General features: G+C 69.4%; 18 protein-coding genes. 4 read left to right on the top strand and 14 right to left on the bottom strand.

Annotated elements, in window-relative coordinates:
- Positions 1–144: 144 nt before the first annotated feature.
- The gene (locus ACFYXF_RS30825; RefSeq protein WP_389354460.1) at positions 145–1,008 is read left to right on the top strand and encodes a phosphatidylinositol-specific phospholipase C/glycerophosphodiester phosphodiesterase family protein; all 864 of its coding nucleotides are present in this window, start codon (positions 145–147) and stop codon (positions 1,006–1,008) included.
- 113 nt (positions 1,009–1,121) lie between these two features.
- On the top strand, positions 1,122–1,316 hold the full coding sequence (locus ACFYXF_RS30830; RefSeq protein ID WP_389354461.1) for a hypothetical protein: 195 nt from the start codon (positions 1,122–1,124) through the stop codon (positions 1,314–1,316).
- A 14-nt stretch (positions 1,317–1,330) separates the two neighbouring features.
- Here ACFYXF_RS30830 and ACFYXF_RS30835 read toward each other — a convergent pair whose 3' ends face one another.
- The 7 genes from ACFYXF_RS30835 to ACFYXF_RS30865 form a co-directional block, all read right to left on the bottom strand.
- The gene (locus tag ACFYXF_RS30835; RefSeq protein ID WP_389354463.1) at positions 1,331–2,566 is read right to left on the bottom strand and encodes a phosphodiester glycosidase family protein; all 1,236 of its coding nucleotides are present in this window, start codon (positions 2,564–2,566) and stop codon (positions 1,331–1,333) included.
- An 88-nt stretch (positions 2,567–2,654) separates the two neighbouring features.
- Entirely contained in the window at positions 2,655–3,020 is a 366-nt protein-coding gene (locus ACFYXF_RS30840) for a DUF779 domain-containing protein (RefSeq protein ID WP_389354465.1), read from the bottom strand.
- 124 nt (positions 3,021–3,144) lie between these two features.
- Positions 3,145–5,196, bottom strand: coding sequence for a glycoside hydrolase (locus tag ACFYXF_RS30845; RefSeq protein WP_389354467.1), 2,052 nt, complete (start codon positions 5,194–5,196; stop codon positions 3,145–3,147).
- Between the two features lie 124 nt (positions 5,197–5,320).
- Positions 5,321–7,363: a beta-galactosidase gene (locus tag ACFYXF_RS30850; protein WP_389354469.1), complete on the bottom strand. Its 2,043-nt coding sequence runs from the start codon at positions 7,361–7,363 to the stop codon at positions 5,321–5,323.
- A gap of 116 nt (positions 7,364–7,479) precedes the next feature.
- Positions 7,480–8,817 (bottom strand): ABC transporter substrate-binding protein, encoded by a 1,338-nt coding sequence (locus tag ACFYXF_RS30855; RefSeq protein ID WP_389354471.1) that lies wholly within the window; start codon positions 8,815–8,817, stop codon positions 7,480–7,482.
- An 84-nt stretch (positions 8,818–8,901) separates the two neighbouring features.
- Positions 8,902–9,849 carry a carbohydrate ABC transporter permease gene (locus ACFYXF_RS30860; protein ID WP_389354472.1) on the bottom strand — a complete coding sequence of 316 codons (948 nt, stop codon included), beginning with the start codon at positions 9,847–9,849 and terminating at the stop codon, positions 8,902–8,904.
- A 3-nt stretch (positions 9,850–9,852) separates the two neighbouring features.
- A complete protein-coding gene (locus ACFYXF_RS30865; RefSeq protein WP_389354474.1) occupies positions 9,853–10,779 on the bottom strand; it encodes a carbohydrate ABC transporter permease in 927 nt (308 codons plus the stop codon).
- Positions 10,780–10,989: 210 nt separating this feature from the next.
- Here ACFYXF_RS30865 and ACFYXF_RS30870 point away from each other — a divergent pair, with 210 nt between their 5' ends.
- Positions 10,990–12,072, top strand: a complete 1,083-nt coding sequence (locus tag ACFYXF_RS30870) for a LacI family DNA-binding transcriptional regulator (RefSeq protein WP_389354475.1) — start codon at positions 10,990–10,992, stop codon at positions 12,070–12,072.
- Between the two features lie 166 nt (positions 12,073–12,238).
- On the top strand, positions 12,239–13,591 hold the full coding sequence (locus ACFYXF_RS30875) for an endo-1,4-beta-xylanase (protein ID WP_389354477.1): 1,353 nt from the start codon (positions 12,239–12,241) through the stop codon (positions 13,589–13,591).
- 75 nt (positions 13,592–13,666) lie between these two features.
- Here ACFYXF_RS30875 and ACFYXF_RS30880 read toward each other — a convergent pair whose 3' ends face one another.
- The 7 genes from ACFYXF_RS30880 to iolC are packed head-to-tail and all read right to left on the bottom strand — an operon-like array spanning position 13,667 to position 22,019.
- Positions 13,667–14,665 (bottom strand): sugar phosphate isomerase/epimerase family protein, encoded by a 999-nt coding sequence (locus tag ACFYXF_RS30880; protein ID WP_389354479.1) that lies wholly within the window; start codon positions 14,663–14,665, stop codon positions 13,667–13,669.
- 24 nt (positions 14,666–14,689) lie between these two features.
- On the bottom strand, positions 14,690–15,877 hold the full coding sequence (locus ACFYXF_RS30885; RefSeq protein WP_389354481.1) for a Gfo/Idh/MocA family protein: 1,188 nt from the start codon (positions 15,875–15,877) through the stop codon (positions 14,690–14,692).
- A 41-nt stretch (positions 15,878–15,918) separates the two neighbouring features.
- Entirely contained in the window at positions 15,919–17,409 is a 1,491-nt protein-coding gene (locus ACFYXF_RS30890) for a CoA-acylating methylmalonate-semialdehyde dehydrogenase (RefSeq protein WP_389354483.1), read from the bottom strand.
- Positions 17,410–17,421: 12 nt separating this feature from the next.
- Positions 17,422–19,305, bottom strand: coding sequence for a 3D-(3,5/4)-trihydroxycyclohexane-1,2-dione acylhydrolase (decyclizing) (iolD, locus tag ACFYXF_RS30895; RefSeq protein WP_389354484.1), 1,884 nt, complete (start codon positions 19,303–19,305; stop codon positions 17,422–17,424).
- Positions 19,302–20,177 (bottom strand): 5-deoxy-glucuronate isomerase, encoded by an 876-nt coding sequence (gene iolB, locus ACFYXF_RS30900; protein ID WP_389354486.1) that lies wholly within the window; start codon positions 20,175–20,177, stop codon positions 19,302–19,304. Before iolB ends, iolD begins: the two co-directional genes overlap by 4 nt.
- Positions 20,174–21,064, bottom strand: a complete 891-nt coding sequence (locus tag ACFYXF_RS30905; protein ID WP_389354487.1) for an aldolase — start codon at positions 21,062–21,064, stop codon at positions 20,174–20,176. The genes iolB and ACFYXF_RS30905 overlap by 4 nt, the downstream gene beginning before the upstream one ends.
- Positions 21,051–22,019, bottom strand: coding sequence for a 5-dehydro-2-deoxygluconokinase (iolC, locus tag ACFYXF_RS30910; protein WP_389354489.1), 969 nt, complete (start codon positions 22,017–22,019; stop codon positions 21,051–21,053). Before iolC ends, ACFYXF_RS30905 begins: the two co-directional genes overlap by 14 nt.
- Between the last annotated feature and the right edge of the window lie 176 nt (positions 22,020–22,195).

Consider the following 22,195-nt stretch of genomic DNA (forward strand, 5'->3'; position numbering starts at 1 on the left):
GTGAACACACAGCGGCAGTCCGGCCAACTCCCTTGCCAGGGCCTGCTGCTGAGCCCCGCCCGCCCCTCATACTCGCGGAGGCTTCATACCTCGGCCCCAGCTCCAGAGTCAGCCCCACATGAACTCCAGCCAGGGAGGCAGCGCATGGCCCTCACCACCCGTCGCAGAGCGCTCACCGCCTTCGGTGCCGCAGTCCTGGGCACCGTCGCCCTGCCCGCCGCGCGTGCCCTCGCGGGCGAATCGACGTACGGTCCGCGCCCGTTGTGGCGCGCGCACGCCCACAACGACTACGAGCACCCCCGTCCCCTCCTCGACGCCCTCGACCACCGCTTCGGCAGCGTCGAGGCCGACATCTACCTCGTGGGCGACCAGCTCCTCGTCGCCCACGACCCCCAGGACCTCGACCCGGCCCGCACCCTCGAATCCCTCTACCTCGACACCCTCGCCGCCCGTGTCAAGGCCAACCACGGTTCCGTGTACCGGGGTTACCGTCGGCCGCTCCAGCTCCTCATCGACATCAAGACCGAGGGCTCGTCGACGTATCTCGAACTCGACCGCCATCTCCGCCGCTATCGGAGCCTGTTCACGACGTACGCCCACGGCCGTGTCCACCCCGGGCCGGTCACCGCCGTGATCTCCGGCGACCGTGCCGCCCGGGTGCCCATGGAGGCCCAGAGCGTACGCCGGGCCTTCTACGACGGGCGGCTCGCCGACCTCGGCACCTCGGCGCCCGCCTCTTTCGTGCCGCTGATCTCCGACAACTGGACGCTCAACTTCACCTGGCTCGGCGTCGGTACGTTCCCCGACGCCGAACGCGCCAAGCTGAACGGCATCGTCTCGACGGCCCACAAGCGCGGGCAGCAGGTGCGCTTCTGGGCCACGCCCGATGTGGCCGGACCCGCCCGGGACGCGCTGTGGGGCGAACTCCTCGCCGCCGGCGTCGACTACCTCAACACGGACGACCTGGCGGGGCTCGAAGCGTTCCTCGACGCGAACGGGACGCCGTAGGACTTGCCAGAGACCACACGTTCGGCCGTCATGTCAGCCGCACGGACGAACCCTCCGCTACGCCACACTTGCGGCCGAAAGCCGCGAAGTGCGCGTGGCGGAGGAGGTTGACGATGGCCATTTCCATCTCTGCGGTGGTGCTGCTCCTGATCCTGGCGGTGGTCTTCCTGCGCAACGGGGCGCTGAAGCCCAGTCATGCCGTGGTCTGTGTCCTGCTCGGCTTCCTTCTGGCCGGTACGAACGTGGCACCGACCATCCACAGCGGGATCACGGCCACGGCCGACATGGTGAGCAGCCTCAGACCCTGACGTCAGGACGTCGTTCAGGACGTGGTGAAGACTCCGATCGCGTTCGGGACGGGCCGTTCGGCGCCGCCCGTCGGATGGTTGCGTACCGTGGCCCTGCTCGCTCCCGGTGCTCTGGCGACGAGGGTCGTGGAGCCGCCGCCGTCCAGGTTGAAGGCGTCGACCGAGCCCAACTTCCGCATGGTGGCGGCGACTTCGGCGACCGTCAGGCCGCTGCGGTACTTGGCCGCACCGTCCACCGCGAGCAGCAGCAGCTTGCGCCCGCCGTTCGCGATGCCCGCCGCGGTGCGCACGGCGGAGGTGGTGGAGTCGAGGCCGGCCAACGGCTGGCCGCCCTTCAGCACCGGGTAGCCGCCGAGCGCGAAGCGGTACGGGACACTGCTCGTAGCGGCCACGAGACCGCTCTTGACCGTGACCTTCGCACCGACGAACAGCTTCCGCAGCTGCTGCGCGCCCGCCTCCCGGCCCACGAGGACCGTGGTGTTGGCGGCGATGGCCCCCTTGCCGGGGGAGTTCGCCATCCGTACGACCTTGCCGCGCCGCACCGTCACCTCGTACGTGTCCGTGCTGCACGGCGCGGCCCGGTTGGTGTCCGTGCCGCACACCGCCCGCGCCCGGGAGACGCTGCCCCAGGCCGGGGTGAACGCGCCGATGGAACCCACCGGTAGCGCGTACTGGTTGAGCCCGCCGAGAGTGAACCGTCCCACGGGCGTACCGACGCTGCCCGTCAGGGTGAGGGTGTCCAGCCGGGCCTTCCGGTCGGTGCCCACGCCGAGAACGGCCCTGGTGGTGACCCCGGGCGGCATCGCGGGGCCGAAGCGCTGGCCCTTCGGCACCGCCGCCTTGAGGACCACACCGCTCGCGATGGCGGGGCCCACGGACGCGCCGGTGGTCGCGACCCCGGGATGCTGGACCTCGCTGATGTTGAAGAAGTCGCCGTTGACGCCCGCGACGGCGCCCTTGGCGTTGGCCAGTTTCGACACGGCGGACCGTGCCGCCACCGCGCCCGGGTAGAGGAGGTTGAGCCGGACCCGCGCGTTGGCGAGGTCGACGCTCAGCAGATGGGCGTGGGTCAGCCCCTTGGCCGCCGAGATGTCGAACTGTGTATAGCGCACGCCCGGCGCGATCTGAACGGCACTCGGCGCACCGCTGGCCGGTGCCGCCCCGATCAGGGCCGCGCCGGCCAGCGTTCCGAGTGCCGCGACTAGTGAGAGTGCTGTTCTGCCCGTTCTGAACCGTCCGCTTCCACGCATTCAGACCCCCCTGATGTCTCGTCAACTGTCCCAGGACGCAGGGGAAGTGCACCAGATGACGATGAGCCGTGCGGGGGGCTTGCGGGGGCTATCCGTCGACTACACGGGAACGGATCAGAAAACGCACTCCTTCGGGTGCCTCCAGTGAGAAACCACTGCCCCGGCCGGGTACGACGTCCACGATGAGGCGGGTGTGGCTCCAGACCTCGAACTGGCTGCGCGACATCCAGAACGTCACCGGTTCGGCGACACCCTCGACCGTCAGTTCGGCGAGCTGGATGTCCGAACCGCCGGTCCGGAACTCGCCCTCCGGATAGCACATGGGCGCACTGCCGTCGCAGCAGCCGCCGGACTGGTGGAACATCAGCGGGCCGTGCATCGCGTGCAGCCGCCGCAGCAGATCGGTGGCGGCGGGGGTCAGTTCGACGCGCGGGCTCTTCTCGGGCGTGTCCACGGGCTCAGTGAACTCCGTACGACGTTGCGAGAGGGTTGCGGGCGGCCTCCGACGCCCTGGACACGCGGAAGGCCGCCTCCCCGTACGGAGAGACGGCCTTCGTATACGAATTCGAACTGCCGGATCAGCTCCGGTCGGTCACGTCCGTGACCCGCCAGCGCTGGTTCGAGCCGGAGTTTGCCTGCCATGTCGTGACGGCGGCACCCTCGTTGGTGGCCTGGCCGCCGACCTCCAGAAGGCGGCCGGTGGCCCAGTTGACCAGGGTCCACGTGCCGTCACCGGTGGTCGACATGACCCACTCGGTGGCCGGATCGCGCTCGCCCGTGTCGGGCTCCACCACGGGGACGTTGTCGCGGACGGCGAGTCGCTTGCCCTCGGCCGGGTTGGCGAACACGTACCGCTGGCGGGCGCCCTTGTCGCCGTGGCGGGCGTCGAGCTGCCAGTCCTGCGCGACCGTGCCGTTGGCCGAGCCGATGACCAGGTTCGTACCGTTGGCCGCGACGGTCACCGCCTTGCCGCTCTGCACACCGGTCAGCGTGTAGGAGTGGCCCTTGGTGAACAGGCCGGCGTTCTTCGCGACGCCCGAGACACCCTTGATCGCGAAGGAGGTCACGGACTGGGCGGGGACGGTGTACGTCGCCTTGCCGTCGACGACCTTGACCGGGGCCTGCTGCTGAAGCTTGCCGTCGGCGCTGGTCACGGTCGGCGTGACGGTCGCGTTGCCCTTGATCGTGCGGAACCTGGACAGGTCGATGGTGACGTCACGGGCCGCGGTGGTGCTGTTGACGTGGACGAGCGAGGCGCCCTTGCCGTCCTTGGTCACAGCGGCGGCGCTGGAGGTGTCGTCCACCTTGATCAGCTTGTCGCCCGGCTTGATGAAGTGCGTGAAGTTGCGGGCGGTGTCGAACTTGGTGTTCGTGTAGATCGGGCAGGACTCCAGCGTGTCCGTGGACTTGCAGCTGAACGACAGCTGGATGCTGCCCCAGTTGCCGCCCTTGGCGGACTCGCCGCCCGGCTTCATGTTGTCGTAGTCCTCGACCGGCTGCCAGAACACCCAGGCGGAGGGCTCCAGTTCACGCAGGTCGTTCACGATCTGCTGGGCGAGCCCGAGACCCGGCCGCATGTCCGTGAAGCTCTGGCCGTCGCCCCAGTCGCCCTCGACCTCGCTCATCCACAGCGGCTTGTCGGCCGCCTTGGCGAGGTCGCGCACGGTGGTGCGCTGCCCGGTGCCGTAGGTGTGGACGTTCATCTGGTCGACGAGGTCCTTGGACGTCTGCGAGTACGAGTTCCAGTTGTTGGCGAAGATCGACGGGTTGGTCTCGTCCATCGCCGAGATCTCGGCCTTGACCTTGGCCTTCTTCAGCTCGGGTGCCAGTGCGGCCAGGACCTTCTCCTGGAGCGCGGGGCCGATGTGCGCGCCCTCCTGACGGCCGCCGACCGGCTGCCCGTCGGCGCCCAGCCGGGTGCTCCAGTAGCCGGTGTTGGGCTCGTTGAACGGGTCGACGGTGTCGACCTTGATGCCCTCGGCCTTCTCGAGACGCTTTGTCGCCCCGGCCATGTAGGCGGCGAAGTCGTCGACCGAACTCGCCTTCAGCTGGTCGGTGTTGGCGTTGAAACCGCCGGACACATAGCCGCTCTCCGTCATGAACCAGGGCGGCGAGTTGCTGAACGTCTCCCAGTGGGTGATGTCCTTCTTGATGCGCTCCACCCACCAGCGCTGGGTTTCGTCCGCGTTCGGGTTCCAGTCGGCCGCGTCGTCGGCGCTCCACCAGTCGGTGTCCTCGCGGGTGGTGCCCGCGGGCGCCTTCCACCAGCCCTCGACAGCCCCGCCGGCCCGCAGATAGTCCTTCACGTCGGGGGCGTTGCCACCGCCGATGTTGTAGCGGGCGATGTTCAGCGCCAGCCCGTCGTCACCGAACAGCAGCTTCGCGAGCTTCTCGCGGATCGCCGGGGGATAGTCGCCGGTCGCGTTGGCGAACCAGACCAGACTGGTGCCCCACCCCTCGAACTTCTCCTGGCTGTACGAGGGATCGGGGGTGACGGTGACGGACGGGACCGCGGCCTCGGCCGCCGCCTGCGCGTCCGGCGAGGGCGCGCTGATCAGGGCGGCCGAGGTGGCCAGAGCGGTGATGCCGACGACTCCCAGCAGGTGTCGTGTGCGGGTACGGCGTGCCAACGTGTGCTCCCAACTCAGATGTGGTCGCTGCGGTGGACCGCCGTGCCCGCACACCGTACGCGGGAGCGCACGGAATGGCGGGGCACGACGGTGTGCCCCTTGGATCAGGGGAGTTCGGGGTTGTTCAGTGGGCGGGCTGCCGCAGTACGGCGACTTCCCTCGGCGCCAGGACGAGAACACCCTCGGTGTCCGTGCCGCCGGTCAGCCGCTCGCCGTCGAGGCCCGGCAGCGGCACCTCCTCCTCGCTGCGGTTCACCAGGAACAGGAACCGGCTTCCGCCGCCCTGTCGTACGGTCGACTCGACGCGCCCACGGGCCGGTTCGGGCAGCTCGCTGTCCACGCCGGCCGGTGCGAGCAGGGTCGGCAGCAGCGCCGCGAGGCCGTCGGCGCCGAGGCGCGTGGAGACGTACGACGCCGAACCCCCGCCTGTCGTACGGCGGGTGACGGCCGGCCTGCCCGTGTACGCGCCCGAGCGGTAGTGGGCGAGGACCTCGACCTCGGGGTCGGTTACGTCGATCCGGTCGGTCCACACCGTGCCCGTACCGCCGCCGTCGACCTCGACCGACTCACCGTCGAGCAGCGGGCCGAACTCCTCGACGCGGATGCCGAGCAGCTCGCGCAGGGCGCCCGGGTAGCCGCCGAGCCAGATGTGGTCGTTCTCGTCGACGACACCGGAGAAGTACGTGGTGACCAGATGGCCGCCCGTCTCCGCGTACCGCGTGAGGTCCTTGGCGAGCGTCGCCGGGACCATGTGCAGGACCGGGGTGATCAGCACGTCGTAGCGGCTGAACTCGGTGCGGGTGGTGACGACGTCGGCGCGGATGCCGAGGGAGAGGAGCGCGGAGTACCAGTTCAGGCCCTCCTGGCGGTAGTCGAGCAGGGCCGTGGGGTGCGAGTCCTGCTCGCTCGCCCACCAGGAGTCCCAGTCGAACACGATCCCGACGCGGGCCGGTTCGCGCTCGCTGCCCGCGATCGGGGCCAGGTCCTTCAGGGTCCGGCCGAGGGCGGTCACCGCGCGGAAGACCTCGCTGTCGGCGCCCGCGTGCGGCACCATCGCGGAGTGGTACTTCTCGGCGCCGGCCGCCGACTGACGCCACTGGAAGTAGCAGACGGCGTCGGCGCCGTGCGCCACGTGGAGGAGCGAGTCGCGGGCCAACTCGCCCGGCCGCTTGGCCACGTTGACGTGCTGCCAGTTGACCGCGCTGGTGGAGTGCTCCATCAGGAACCACGGGCGCCCGCCCGCGATACCGCTGGTCAGGTTGGCGGAGAAGGACAGCTCGTCGCGGTCCTGCGGGCCCGGGTGGACGTAGTGGTCGTTGGAGACGAAGTCGATCTCGCCCGCCCAGTCGGGGTAGTTCATGCCCTTCGTGCCGCCCATCACCATGAAGTTGGTGGTGATGGGGACGTCGGGCGTGAACTCGCGGAGCACGTCCCGCTCCGCGATCAGATAGTCCTTCAGCGCGTCCGAGGAGAAGCGCTTGAAGTCCAGCTGCTGGGTCGGGTTCGGGTGCGAGCCGGCCAGCCGGGGCGGCAGGATCTGCGCCCAGTCGCTGTAGCGCTGAGACCAGAACGCCGTGCCCCAGGCGTGGTTGAGGGCGTCCAGCGTGGTGTAGCGGGCGCGCAGCCAGTCGCGGAAGGCGCGGGCCGCGTCGTCCGAGAAGTCGTAGATGTTGTGACAGCCCAGCTCGTTCGAGATGTGCCAGGCCACCAGGGCGGGGTGGTCGGCGTATCGTTCCGCCATCTTCCGTACCAGGCCCAGCGCGTGGCTGCGGAAGACCGGGGAGGTGGGACGCCAGTGCTGGCGGGCGCCCGGCCAGACCGTCTCGCCGGTGGCGGTCACCGGGAGGATCTCCGGGTGCGCGGTGGTCAGCCAGGGCGGCGGGGACGCGGTCGCGGTGGCCAGATCGACGCCGATCCCGCCCTCGTGCAACAGGTCCATGACATCGTCGAGCCACTCGAAGTCCCAGGTGTCCGCGTCCGGCTGGATCCGGGCCCAGGAGAAGATCCCCACCGAGACGACGTTGACGCCGGCCTCCCGCATCAGCCGTACGTCCTCCTCCCACACCTCCCGAGGCCACTGCTCGGGGTTGTAGTCGGCGCCGTACGCGAGACGGGGCGAGTCACCGTCCGGCCCGTACGGCAGACGGGACGGGGAGGCGGAGGTCATGGTGGTCCTTCCGGATACGGGGGGTACGAGGAGCGGCCGGCGTTGACGCTCTTCCGGCCGCTCCTCGGCTGTTACCGCTCGGCGGACACGTGACCGCCGTTACTGCTGCCCTGCTGCTACTGCTCGACCGTAAAGCCCTGCTCGTTGCCGTACTTGATGGAAGCGTCCTGCCAGCTCTTCAGACCGGCGGAGAGCTTCTCGCTGGAGATGTAGGCCTTGCCGACGGTGTCGTTGAAGATCGAGTTGGCGTACTGCTGGAAGGGCAGGTACGACCAGTCGCTCGCGACGTTGGCGGCGGACTCGGCGAAGATCTTGTTCGCCTCCTGGCCGTCGAAGTAGTCGAACTTCTTGCTCTGGAACGCCGCGTCCTGGAGCTGCGCGGTGGTCGCCGGGAAGGCGCCCTCGTCGACGCGGGTCTGCACACCGTCACCGGCGTTCGCGTACTCGACGAACGCGTAGGCCAGCTCCTTGTTCTTGCCCAGCTCGGGCAGCGCCAGCGAGCTGCCGCCGTTCTCCGCGCTGGCCTTCTCGCCCTTGGTCCAGGACGGCATCGGGGCCGCGCGCCACTGACCGGCCGCCTGCGGGACACCGGTGACGAAGTTGGCGGGCATCCAGGCGCCCGTGGTCAGGGTCGCGATGGTGCCGTCGCCCAGGCCCTTGTACCAGTCGTCGGTCCAGCCGTTGATGGGGGCGAGCAGCTTCTCGTCGATCAGCTTCTGCCAGGTGTCCGTGTACTTCTTGGCGCCGGCGTCCTCGAAGTTGATCGCCACCTTGGTGCCGTCGACCTTGTAGGGGCGCGAACCGGCCTGCCACAGCATGCTGGTGGTGAAACCGGCGTCGCCGGCGTCGTTGGCGATGTAGACCTTCGGGTCGGCCGCGTGCAGCTTGCGGGCCGCCTCGACGTACTCGTCCCAGGTGGTCGGGACGGCGATCTTGTACTTGTCGAAGACCTTCTTGTTGTAGAACATCGCCATCGGGCCCGAGTCCATCGGCAGGCCGTAGACCTTGTCGCCGTCACTCACGGCGTTCCACGGGCCGGGCGTGTACTTGGCCTTGAGCTTGTCGGCACCGTAGGGGGCCAGGTCGGTCAGGCCCTTGGTGAGCGAGTACTGGCTCAGCGCGAAGTACTCGACCTGCGCGACGTCCGGGACACCCTTCTTCGCCGAGATGGCGTTCGACAGGGCGGTGTAGTGCTTGTCGCCGGAGCGCTCGGCCACCAGGTTGATCTTGACCTTGGGGTACTTCTTCTCGAAGTTGGCGGCGACCGACTTCAGCGTGGGCTCCCAGGCCCAGACGGTGACCGTGCCGCCCTTCTCCAGAGCCGCCGAGATGTCACCGGCGGAGACCGGCTTGCTGTCGGAGCTGTCGTCGCTGGAGCCACAGGCGGTCGCGCCCAGGGCGAGGACGGAGAGCAGGGTTATGCCGCGCATCAGACGGCTGGTGGTTCTACGCATGGAGGTGCTTCCACTTCTTCGTGGGCGGGACAGGGTGAGGGTTGACGCTGTGGGGCTGAGGGGGGTGTGGGGCCTGAGGGAGGGTCACTCCTTGACGCTTCCGGCGGCGAGGCCGGACTGCCAGTACTTCTGCAGCAGCAGGAAGGCGACGATCAGCGGAATGATGGTGAGCAGCGAACCGGTGATCACCAGGTTGAAGATGACGTCGCCGCCGATCGTCTGCGCCTGGGAGTTCCAGGCGTCCAGACCCAGGGTCAGCGGATACCAGTTCGGGTCCTTGAGCATGATCAGCGGCAGGAAGTAGTTGTTCCAGGTCGCGACCGTGGTGAACAGCAGGACGGTCACGGTGCCGGGAGCGAGCAGGGGCAGGGCGACCTGGAAGAAGGTGCGCACCTCGCCCGCTCCGTCGATCCGGGCCGCCTCCATCAGTTCGGTGGGGATAGCCTCGGTCGCGAACACCCACATCAGATACAGACCGAAGGGCGACACGAGCGAGGGGATGATCACCGCCCACGGGGTGTCGGTCAGGCCCATCTTGCTGAACATCAGGAAGGTGGGCACCGCCAGCGCCGTACCCGGGACCGCGACAGCGCCGATGACCACGGCGAACACGGCGCGCTTGCCGGGGAAGGTGAACTTCGCCAGCGCGTAGCCGCCGAGGATCGCCAGCAGGGTGGCCCCGCCGGCGCCGAGCACGACGTACAGCAGGGTGTTCAGCAGCCAGCGGACGAAGATGCCGTCGTTGTACGTGAACGTGTCATGGATGTTCTGCCAGAGGGCGAAGTCGCTGCTGAACCAGAGTCCGGAGGAATTGGCCAGGCCGTCCTGGGTCTTGGTGGCGCTGATGACCAGCCAGAGCAGGGGCACGACCGTGTAGACCAGGATCAGACCGGTGAGCACGGTCAGCAGAATGCTGCGCTTGGGGCGGCCGGGGGTGTGCTTCTTGCGGGTGCGCAGCCGGGGTGCGCCCTTCGTGCCGCCGGTGGCCTGCGCGGATGCGTCCGGGGAGGTGGTGGTGACGGAGCTGCTCATGGTTCAGGCTCCCTTGCGCATGCCGCGGAGCTGCACGACGTAGGCGATGACCATGGTGATCAGGCCCATGATGATGGCGACCGCCGCGGAGTAGTTGTGCTGCTGGCCGTTGAAGGACAGCGAGTACGTGTAGAAGTTCGGGGTGAAGTCGGTCGTGATGGCGTTGCGCGCCAGCGGCCGCAGGATGGCCGGCTCATTGAAGAGCTGGAAGCTGCCGATGATCGAGAAGATCGTCGCGATGACGAGGGCACCGCGGATCGCCGGGAGCTTGATGGCGGTGATGACGCGGATCTGCCCGGCGCCGTCCAGTTCCGCGGCCTCGTAGAGCGCGTTCGGGATGACGCGGAGTGCGGAGTAGAAGATCAGCATGTTGTAGCCGATGAACTCCCAGGTGACGATGTTGCCGATCGACGCCAGCACCAGGTCGCTGGAGAGCGGGTCGGGCAGCGTGACGTCGAACGCGCTGTTGATGTCACCCACCAGCCCGTACTTGGTGCCGTACATGAAGCCCCACATCAGGGTGGCGACCACGGCGGGCACCGCGTACGGCAGGAAGATCGCGATGCGGAAGAAGTCCCTGCCGTAGAGCCGCCCGCTGTCCAGGGCCAGCGCGATCAGCAGGGCGATGCCGAGCATGATCGGCACCTGGATGACCAGGAAGAGCGACACCCGGGTCAGGGAGTCCCAGAACTGGTCGTCCTTCAGGGCCGCCGTGTAGTTGTCCAGGCCGACGAAGCTGGTGCCGCCGATCAGCTGGTCCCTGAACAGGCTGAGGTAGATCGAGTACCCGATGGGTGCCAGGAATACGAGGGCGAACACCGCGACGAACGGGCCTATGAACCCCCATCCCGTCCATGAGCGGCGGTCCCTCTTCGCCGCGGGCCGGGCCGGGGCGCGCTTCGCGGCCACCGGCGGTTCTAGGGTCGTCATTGTCGTGCCTCGCTCGTCCGTCTCGGAACCGGCGCTGGTCCGCCGCCGCCCCGATGTTTACGTAAACATCTCTGGCCGCCAGAACCCCACAAAAGGCCCACCGGCTGTTATGTTTACGTAAACATCTGATGGCGGCATGTCTACACCGCTCCCCCGACGCTGGTCAAGGGTCGTAGGGAGCAACTGTGGAACGAACAGCGAGGGTTGACGGTGGACACAGCTGACGGCACCTCGGCGGAGCCGGCGCGGGCTCGCGCACGCACCAGGAAGCGGGCCGCCCGCCGCACGCAGAGCGCCTCCATGGCGGACGTCGCCCGGGTCGCCGGCGTGTCCTCGCAGACCGTCTCCCGGGTGTCGAACGGTTTCCCCGGTGTCAACGAGGAGACACGGCGCCAAGTCCTCGCCGCCATGAAGGAGTTGGGCTACCGGCCCAACAGCGCCGCCCGGGCCCTGAAGCGCGGCGAGTTCCGCACCATCGGCGTCATCACGTTCGGTCTGTCCACCACCGGCAACGTCCGCACCCTGGAGGCGATCGCCACCTCGGCGGCGCACGAGGGGTACTCGGTCACGCTGCTGCCGGTCGCCGTGCCGACGCAGGACGAGGTGCGCGGCGCCTTCTCGCGGCTCGGGGAACTCGCCGTCGACGCGGTCATCGTCATCCTCGAAGTGCACCTCCTCGACGCGTCGACCCTCTCCATGCCGCCGCACGTCCAGGTGGTCGTGGCCGACTCCGACGCGGGCGACCGCTACACCGTGGTCGACACCGACCAGGCGGGCGGCACCAGGACCGCCGTACGGCATCTGCTGGACCTCGGGCATCGCACGGTCTGGCATCTCGCCGGGCCCGAGGGCTCGTACGCGGCACAGCGCCGCACCGACGCCTGGCGCGCCGAACTCCTCGCGGCGGGACGGACCGCGCCGGAGTTGGTGCGCGGCGACTGGTCGGCCGAGTCGGGCTATCACGCCGGGCTGCGGATCGCCCGACTGCCGGACTGCACGGCGGTGTTCGTGGCCAACGACCAGATGGCCCTTGGACTGCTGCGGGCCCTGCACGAGAGCGGTCGGCGGGTGCCCGAGGACGTCAGTGTGATCGGCTTCGACGACATCCCGGAGGCGGGTTCCTTCCTGCCGCCGCTGACCACCGTGCACCAGGACTTCGCCGAGGTGGGGCGGCTGTGTGTGGAGGGCGTACTGAGGCAGATGCGCCAGGACGCGACGGAGCACGGGACGACGCTGGTGCCGACGCGGCTGGTCGTGCGGAACAGTACGGCGCCACCGCGTGCGGAGATCTGAGGGAACTCCTCGAAACATTCGAAGCGACGGCGTTCCTGAGCCATTGCCGAGTCGCTGTCGCGCGGTCTGTTGACGGCCTCATGCCGTGCCTTTACGTTCTGCGGGACATTCGGAAACCATTCCGAAACTTTCGTAATCGGAGTGGTTGTCGGAAGAAGGGAACGCCATGGATACCCGCACGTCCATCGCCCCTCGAATTCGCGGGGCACTCACCCTCGGTCTCGCGGCCCTGCTCGCCACCGCCGGCCTCACCGCCCTCTCGGGGACCGCCAGTGCCGCGAGCACCCTCGGCGCCGCCGCGGCGGAGAAGGGCCGCTACTTCGGTGCCGCCGTCGCCGCGAACCACCTGGGCGAAGCCGCGTACGCGAACACGCTCAACGCCGAGTTCAACTCGGTCACCCCCGAGAACGAGATGAAGTGGGACGCCACCGAGAGCACCCGGGGCTCCTTCACCTTCACCGCCGCCGACCAGATCGTGAACCATGCCCAGAGCCGGGGCATGAAGGTCCGCGGCCACACTCTGGTCTGGCACTCCCAACTGCCCAGTTGGGTGGGGGGATTGGCGGCGGCCGATCTGAGAACCGCGATGAACAACCACATCACCCAGGTGATGACGCACTACAAGGGCAAGATCCACTCCTGGGACGTCGTCAACGAGGCGTTCCAGGACGGCAGCAGCGGCGCAAGGCGCAGTTCACCGTTCCAGGACAAGCTCGGCAACGGCTTCATCGAGGAGGCGTTCCGCACGGCTCGTGCCGTCGATCCGGCGGCCAAGCTCTGTTACAACGACTACAACACCGACGGCGTCAACGCGAAGAGCACCGCCGTCTACAACCTGGTCAAGGACTTCAAGGCACGCGGAGTACCGATCGACTGCGTCGGCTTCCAGTCCCACTTCAACAGCGCCTCCCCGGTCCCCGCCGACTACCGGGCGAACCTCCAGCGCTTCGCCGACCTCGGCGTCGACGTGCAGATCACCGAACTGGACATCGAAGGCTCGGGATCGGCCCAGGCGACCAGCTACGCCAACGCGGTGAACGCCTGCCTCGCCGTCTCGCGCTGCACGGGGATCACCGTCTGGGGAGTCACCGACAAGTACTCGTGGCGGGCCAGCGGCACCCCGCTGCTGTTCGACGGCAACTACGCCAAGAAGGCCGCGTACACGTCCGTACTGACCGCGCTGGGCGGCTCGGGTTCGGGCGGTGGCGGCAGCGCCGGCTGCACGGTGACGTACGGCAAGGCGGAGGAGTGGAGCGACCGCTTCAACGGCAAGGTGACGGTGACGGCGGGCGGTTCGGCGATCAGTACGTGGACGACCACCGTCACCGTGACGTCCCCGCAGAAGATCTCCGCGACCTGGAACGGCACACCCACCTGGGACAGCAGCGGCAACGTCATGACGATGAGGCCGAACGGCAACGGCAGTCTCGCGGCGGGCACTTCGACGAGCTTCGGGTTCACGGTGATGACGAACGGGAACACCACGGCGCCGGTGCTGGGAGGCTGCACGGCGTCCTGACCGTGGTACGAGCGAGCAACGGCTGTGACCCCGGACCCCGGTTGCCGGGGACGGGGTCACGGTTCGTGGGACGGGTCAGAGGCCGGCCGCGGCGCTGTGCAGGTTCTTCGCGGCCAGGGCGAGGCCCTCGGTCTGCGAGTAGGCGGCGTCCTCGTGCTCGATGTTCACGGCCATGTCCGGGTCGATCTCGGCGAGGGCGCGCAGGAACTCCGTCCAGAACGGCACCTCGTTGCCGACCCCCACGGCGACGAACTTCCACGCCGGGTTCTCGGGCCAGGCGTTGCACCAGAAGCCGTAGCCGGTGGGCACTTTGCCGGGCGCGTCGGCGGGCACACGGGTGAACGACGTGTCCAGGACGCCTCGGATGTCGGCGCCCGGGCAGAGCGTCGCGTCCTTCGCGGCGGCGTGGAACACCAGCGGGCCCAGCCACTTGATGGAGGCGACGATGTCCATGCCCTGCCACATCAGGTGCGAGGGGTCCATCTCCGCGCCGACGTTCGTCAGCCCGCCCGCGTCGACGAGCCGCTTGAGGGTGACGGGGGAGAACACCACGTTGTGCGGGTGCATCTCGATGGCGACCCGGACGTCGTTCTCCTGGGCCAGTGCGTCGATCTCCTGCCAGAACTCGACGGCCACGCCCCACTGGTAGTCCAGGACGTCCATGTAGACGCCGTCCCACGGATTCACCACCCAGGACGGGTACTTGGCGTCCGGGTCGGAGCCCGGTGTGCCGGACATGGTCACCACGTGCCGGACACCGAGCAGACCCGCGAGCCGGATCGTGCGGCGCAGGTCGTCGGCATGCTTCGGGCCGACCCCCGGGAGCGGGTTGAGCGGGTTGCCGTTGCAGTTGAGGCCGGTCAGCTCCATCCCCCGCTCGGCGAAGAGCGCCAGATACTCCTCGCGCGCGGTGGCCGAGGACAGCAGCAGGTCGACCGGGCAGTGCGGGGAGGGAATGAACCCACCGGTGTTGACCTCCACCGAGGTCAGACCGTTCTCCTTGAGGATGTCGAGGGCCTCGGGGAGCGTGCGGTCGTGCAGACAGGCGGTGTAGGCGCCGAGCTTGAGGGCCATGTTCTCTTCCTTCTGGGGTGAGGGTCAGACGGCGGGCGGAACCGTGACGGCCGCGCCGCCGTTGCGCGAGGACTCGACGACCGCCTGGATGATCTCCATCGTCCGCAGCGCGTCGGCGAAGTCGGCACAGGCGGGCAGCGGTTCGGCGACGCCCGCGACCTGGTCGAGGAACGCCCGCGCCTGGTAGGTGAAGTTGTCGGCGTTGCTGGCGCCCACACCCGGCGCCTCCATCGGGACCCCGCCCGCGAAGTACGGCAGCTGCGGACCGGCGATGATCTGGCGGGCGCCGCGTGTACGGGCGTCCGGCTGGGCGTCGTCGAAGAGGTACTCGGCGGGCCGGTGCTGGTCGAACGCGGCCCGTCCGCCGAGCCCCAGGACGTCGAAGGCGAGCCCGTTGGGCAGCCCGAAGCCGGTGCGCGTCACGGAGAAGGTGCCGACGAGCCCGGACTCGAAGCGGGCCGTGAAGGACGCGGTGTCCTCGTTCTCGACCTCGCCGAACTCGTCGGAGACGGGGGCCGCGTTGTGCCCGACGACCGCGCCCAGCGGCAGCGGACGCTTGGGGATCTGCGTCGACAGCGCGGCACCGGACACCGAGACGATGGGCCCGGCGACGTACTCGGCGGCGTCGATCACGTGCGAGCCGATGTCCCCGAGCGCGCCCGAACCCGGGCCGCCCTTGAACCGCCAGCTCAGCGGCCCGTTCGGGTCGGTCGCGTAGTCGCACCAGTACCGGCCGCTGAACAGCGACAGATCGCCCAGCTCACCGCGCCGTACGTGCTCGCGGATCGCGGCGATGCCGGGGGAGCGGCGGAAGGTGTAGCCGACGGCGGTCACGACACCGGCGGTGCGCTCCAGCTCGACCATCGCGCGGGCGTCGTCGAGCGAGCCCGCCAGGGGCTTCTCGCACAGGACGTGCTTGCCCGCCGCGACCAGCGCCTCGGCGATCGGGCGGTGCAGCGAGTTGCCGACGACGATGCTGACGGCGTCGATCGTGGGGTCCTCGGCGACGGCCTCCCAGCTCGGGAGCGCCTTGTCGTACCCGTAGCGGCGGGCGGCGTCCTCGGCGAGCGCGACGTTGGCGTCGGCTATCGCGGCCAGCCGGACCGGCGGCAGACCGGCGCCGAAGACCGTGTTGACGTTGCGGTACCCGGCGGCGTGGCTGCGGCCGGCCATACCGGCCCCGATCACCGCGACGGAGAGGGGTTTGGTCATGGGGGTGCCCTTCGGAAGAGTTGAGACGAGAGGGGGGAACCTCAGCTGGAAGTGGGGAAGTTGAACCCGGCTCGGTGCTGCTGGGCGGGCTGCGGCCAGCGCGTGGTGACGACCTTGGGGCGCGTGTAGAACCGGATGCCCTCGGGGCCGTGGACGGGGGAGTCCCCGATGAGGGAGTCCTTCCAGCCGCCGAAGGAGTAGTACGACATCGGCACCGGCACGGGCACGTTGATGCCGATCATGCCGATCTTGACCCGGCGCTGGAACCGGCGCGCCGCCTCACCGCTGGCGGTGAACAGGGCGGTGCCGTTGCCGTACGGATTGGCGTTGATCAGGTCGATGGCCGCGTCGAGCGAGTCGACCCGGACGACGGCGAGCACCGGCCCGAACAACTCCTCCTTGTACGCGTCCATTTCGGTGGTGACCCGGTCGAGCAGGGACGGCCCGGTGAAGAAGCCCTCCTCGTGGCCGTCGACCTTCAGCCCGCGTCCGTCCACGACGACGGCTGCGCCCTGGGTGGCCGCGACCCCGACGGCGTTCTCGACCCGCTCCTGCGAGGCCTTGGTGACGAGCGGCCCCATCTCGGTGCCCGGCACATCACCGGGTCCGACCTTGATCTCACGGGCCTTGCGCTCCAGCGCCTCGACGAGGGAGTCGGCGGCGTCACCGACGGCCACGGCGACCGAGACGGCCATGCAGCGCTCGCCGGCCGAGCCGTAGGCGCCCGCCGTGATGTGGTTGGCTGCGAACTCCAGGTCCGCGTCCGGGAGTACGACGGCGTGGTTCTTCGCGCCGCCGAGGGCCTGCACCCGCTTGCCGTGCGAAGTGGCCTGCTCGTGCACGTACTTGGCGATCGGCGTCGACCCGACGAAGGACACCGCCTCGATACCGGGGTGGGCGAGGATCGCGTCCACGGCGTCCTTGCCACCGTGCACCACGTTGAAGACACCGTCGGGCAGTCCGGCCCGCCGGTAAAGCTCGGCGACGAAGTTGGCGGCGGACGGATCGCGCTCGCTCGGCTTCAGGACGAAGGTGTTGCCGGTGGCGATGGCCATGGGGTGCATCCAAAGGGGCACCATGGCGGGGAAGTTGAAAGGAGTGATGCCCGCGACGACGCCCAGCGGCTGCCGGAAGTCGTGCACGTCGACACCGCGCGACACCTGGTCCGAGAAGGACCCCTTGAGCACATCACCGAGCCCGCACGCGAACTCGACGACCTCCCGGCCGCGCGTGATCTCACCGCGCGCGTCGTCGACCGTCTTGCCGTGCTCGGCCGAGATGATCCGGCCCAGCTCCTCCTCGTGCTCCACGAGCAACTGCCGGAAGGCGAACATCACTTGGGTGCGCTGCGCGAGCGACGACTCCGCCCAGGTCTCGAACGCGGCGGTGGCGGCCACGACGGCGGCATCGACCTCGGCGGCACCGCCGAGCACGACCCGGGCCTGCTCCTGGCCGGTGGCCGGGTTGAACACCGGCGCGGTGTCCACGGCGTCGACCGGCGAACCGTTGATCCAGTGCTTGATGGTCTTCACGTGAGGGGGTCCTTACAGGTAGTGGCGCTGGCCGAGCTTGTGGGAGGCGTACGTCTCGTACGCGGCGCGGGTGGAGTCCAGGGCGGACGTCTGGGCGACGGGGACGTCCCACCAGCCGTGGCCGGGCGGATTCGGCCCGTACAGATCGCTCTCGACGTGCACGACGGTCGTACGTGTGGCCGCCTTGGCCTTCTCCATCGCCGCCCGGAACTCGTCGACGGAGGTGGCGTGCAGGACGTCCGCGCCGAGCGAGGAGGCGTTGGCGGCGAGATCGACGGGGAGGACATCGCCGTCGAGCTGGCCCGAATCGCCGTTCCGGTAGCGGTACTTGGTGCCGAACCGCTGCGAGCCGAGCGACTCCGACAGCGCCCCGATGGACGCGAAGCCGTGGTTCTGCACCAGGACGACGATGACCTTCAGCCCCTCGGAGACCATGGTCACGATTTCCTGAGCCATCATCAGATACGAGCCGTCGCCCACGAGTACGACGACCTCCCGCGTCGGATCGGCCATCTTCGCGCCGACGCCGGCGGCGACCTCGTAGCCCATGCAGGAGTACGCGTACTCGACGTGGTAGGCCTTCGGATCCCGGGCCCGCCACAGCTGTTGGAGATCGCCGGGCATGGAGCCGGCCGCGTTGATCACGACGTCACGGTCGCCGAGTACGTCGTTCAGGGCGCCCAGAATCTGGGTCTGGGCGGGGAGTTCGCCGGTGTTGCGCGACGGCGCGAAGCACTCCTCCTCGATCTCCCTTGTACGGGCGACGAGTTGGCGGGTCCTGTCGCGGTACTCCTGGTCCACCTCCCAGTCCGTGAGCGCTCCCGCCAACGCCTGGATGCCGAGGCGGGCGTCGGCCACCAGCGGCTCCGCCGAGTGCTTCACGGCGTCCAGGCGGGCCACGTTGAGGTTGACGAAGGTGACGTCCGGGTTGCCGAAGACGGTGTGGCTCGCGGTGGTGAAGTCGGAGTACCGGGTGCCGATACCGAGGACCACATCGGCGTCGCGGGCCAGCTCGTTGGCGGCGTACGAGCCGGTCGAGCCGAGGCCTCCGACGGCGTAAGGGTGGTCCCACGGCACCGCGCCCTTGCCTGCGTGGGTGTCCGCGACCGGGATGCCGGTGGCCTCGGCGAAGGCGCGCAGCGCGGTCTCCGCACCCGAGTAGACGGCACCACCCCCGGCCACGATCAGCGGCTTCCTCGCGTTGCGGAGCAGGGCGGCGGCCCGCTGCACGGCCTGCGGTTCCGGCACCGGGCGGCCGACATGCCAGACCCGCCGCCGGAAGAACGCGACCGGCCAGTCGTACGCCTCCGCCTGCACGTCCTGCGGCAGGGCGAGAGTGACGGCGCCGGTCTCCACCGGGTCGGTGAGGACCCGCATCGCGGCGAGGGCGGCCGGGATCAGCTGCTCGGGCCGGGATATCCGGTCGAAGTACTTGGACACGGCACGGAAGGCGTCGTTGACGGTGACGTCCCCGCCCCGGGTGTCCTCCAGCTGCTGGAGCACGGGGTCGGCGGCGCGGGTCGCGAACATGTCGGACGGCAGCAGGAGCACCGGGATGCGGTTGGTGGTGGCCAGGGCCGCACCGGTGATCATGTTGGTCGAGCCGGGCCCGGTCGACGCCGAGCAGGCGAAGGTGGCCAGCCGGTCGCGCATCTTCGCGTAGGCGACCGACGCGTGCACCATGCCCTGCTCGTTGCGGGCCAAGTAGTAGGGGAGATCGGCCTCTTGGGTGATGGCGGCCTGGAGCAGCGCCTGCCCGAGGCCGGCCACGTTGCCGTGCCCGAAGATGCCCCACACCCCGGGGATCAGCCGCTGCTCCTGGCCGTCGCGCTCGCTGTACTGGTTCGCCAGGAAGCGGACCAGGGCCTGGGCGGTGGTGAGTCGGACGGTAGTCATTGGTTCTCTCCGAAGGGCAGCCGGTCGTCGACGTCCTGGGCCTGCCAGGTGGAACGCACCCAGCCATGGGCGGGGTCGTCGCAGATCAGCCAGGCGCGGTCCTGACCCGGACCCGCCATGACGTTCAGGTAGTAGAGGTCGTAGCCGGGCGCGGCGATCGACGGCCCGTGCCAGCCGTGCGGGATGAGCACCGTGTCGCCGGAGCGGACCTCGGCGAGCACATCGATCGGCCGGTCCTCGGTCCCGTACACCCGCTGGTAGCCGAAGGCCCGCTCACCGCCGTCGACCTCGAAGTAGTAGATCTCCTCCAGCTCGGACTCCACCCCGGGGCGTGCCTCGTCGTGCTTGTGGGGCGGGTACGAGGACCAGTTGCCGCCGGGGGTGAGCACCTCGCAGACGAGCAGTTGCTCGGCCTCGAAGGTGCCCGGCAGGCAGTAGTTGTTGACCTGGCGGGAGCAGGCACCGGCCCCGCGCAGCTCGACGGGCACGCCCTCCTTGGGGCCGTACCGGGCGGAGAGTGAGCTCCGCCCGGTACGGGCTGCGGGCAGCGCGAACCGTCCGCCGGTCGCGCTGCTGATCAGGGCCTCCGACTCGCGCGGGAGGTACGCGAAGTCGGTGACCGAGGCGAACACGCCTGTCCGCCCGGCGAGTTGGAAGGCCCTGCCGTCCGTGGTGACGGTGCAGGAGCCCGTCAGCGGCAGGACCAGGAACTCGGAATCTCCGGTGGACAGGGCGTGCGCCTCGCCCGGCCTCAGGGTCAGGATCCTGAGGCCGGAGTATCCCCAGCCCGCCGACTCGGGCGTGACCAGGAGGTCGTAGGGTCCGTCGGCCGAACTCCCCTTCGGCAGGTGGTACTTGCCCGTGTCGCTCACAGCAGGCTCACCGCCTTGTCGACCGCACCGGCGACATCGCCGTCGGAGGGGTAGAGGAGGGAGCGGCCGACGACCAGTCCTTGCGCGGTGGGCTGCTTGAGGGCCTTTCCCCAGGACGCGAACGCGGCGGCGGCGTCCTTGACCTCGCCGCCCAGCAGCAGCGCGGGGAGTGTCGAGGCGGCCAGCACGCGCTCCATGTCGTCCACGACCGGGAGCTTCAGCCAGGTGTAGGCGGTGCGTCGGCCCAGCCCCGAGGCGATGCCGACCGACTTGACGACGGCATCGGCGGAAAGGTCGTTGCGTACCTTGCCGTCCTGCCACGTGGAGACGAACGGCTCGACCATGGCGATGAGTTGACGGTCGTTCAGCTCGTTGACGGCACGTGCGGTGTTCTCCAGCGCCGACGGTGTCGCCGGGTCGTCGAGCGCGATACGCGTGAGCATCTTGCCGCCGTCGAAGCCCATCGCCGCGATCGTCTCGGCGTCGTACCCGGTGAACCGGTCGTCGATCTCGAAGACCGACCCGGCGAGCCCCGCCCGGTTCATCGACCCGAAGACGCTCTTGCCGTCGAGTACGCCGAGCAGCAGCAGGTCTTCGAGGATGTCGGCGGTGCCGAGGACCCCGGTCACGCCTGGCCGGTCCAGGGCGGTGCACAGGCGGTCGAGGAGTTCGAAACGGTCGGCCATGGCGTTCGGGTCGCCGCCGACGCCGTTGGCGCCGCGTGCGGGATGGTCCGCCGCGATGATCATCGCCCTGCCGTGCTCGCCGAGCAGCGAGCCGGCCCTCACCCGGCGCGCGGCGGCCGTCGCGACGGCGCCGGGGTCACCGACTCGGGCGGCCACGATCCGGTTCACGTTGTCGGACAGCACGTCGTCACGCCTTTCCATCGATGGGGGCAGGGGAGGCCTCGCGGAGCTTGGCCTCGACCTCGGCCTCGGTCGGCATGGCGTCGGAGCAGGACAGCCGGCCCGCGACGATGGCACCGGCCGCGTTGGCGAAGGCGACGGTGCGGCGCGTGTCCCAGCCGGACAGCAGGCCGTGACAGAGGGCGCCGCCGAAGGCGTCACCGGCGCCGAGTCCGTTGACGACGTCCACCGGGACCGGCGGGATCTCGACGGCCGAGCCGTCGCGGTCCACGGCCAGCACACCCTTCGGCCCCTGCTTCACCACGGCCAGCTGCACCCCGGCGGCCAGCAGCGCCTTCGCGGCGGCGTACGGCTCGCGCTCGCCGGTCGCGACCTCGCACTCGTCGAGATTGCCGACGGCGACGGTGGTGTGGCGCAGGGCCTCGACGTAGTACGTACGGGCCTCGGCGGGGTCGGTCCAGAACATGGGCCGCCAGTCCAGGTCGAAGACCGTCGGCCCCGTCTTCGCCCGGTGGGCGAGCGCGGCAAGGGTCGCCGAGCGGCTCGGCTCCTCGCTCAGGCCCGTGCCGGTGACCCAGAGGATCCGGGCGTCGTGTACGGCGTCCAGGTCCAGCTCCTCGGGACGGATGTCCAGGTCGGGGGCCTTGGGGAGGCGGTAGAAGTACAGGGGGAAGTCGTCCGGCGGGAAGATCTCGCAGAACGTCACCGGCGTCGGCGCGATGTCCGACGTACCGACGAAGCGGGTGTCGACGCCGTAGCCCGTGAGGGCCGTGCGGACGAAGTCCCCGAACGGGTCGCGGCCCGTCTTGGTGATCACGGCCGCGGAGTGCCCGTAACGGGCGGCGGCCACGGCGACGTTGGTGGGGCTGCCGCCGAGGTACTTGCCGAACGAGGTGACGTCCGCCAGCCCCATGCCCGTCTGCAGCGGATACACATCCACTCCGACTCGGCCCATGGTCAGGACTTCCAACGGCATGACGCGGTTTCCCTTCGGCGGATCGATGGACTTAAAGCGCTTTAAAAACGCTTTCAGCAGAGAACGATGCCCGTGCTGAAATGTCATGTCAATAGATTGTTACAACAAGATGTCTCGCTGGTGGGCAGGCAGTGCCCGGTCGGCACGCACCGCCGGATTGTCGGGCTGCCGGAGGT

The sequence above is a fragment of the Streptomyces sp. NPDC002680 genome (assembly GCF_042889145.1).
GTDB classification, from domain to species: Bacteria; Actinomycetota; Actinomycetes; order Streptomycetales; family Streptomycetaceae; genus Streptomyces; species Streptomyces adonidis.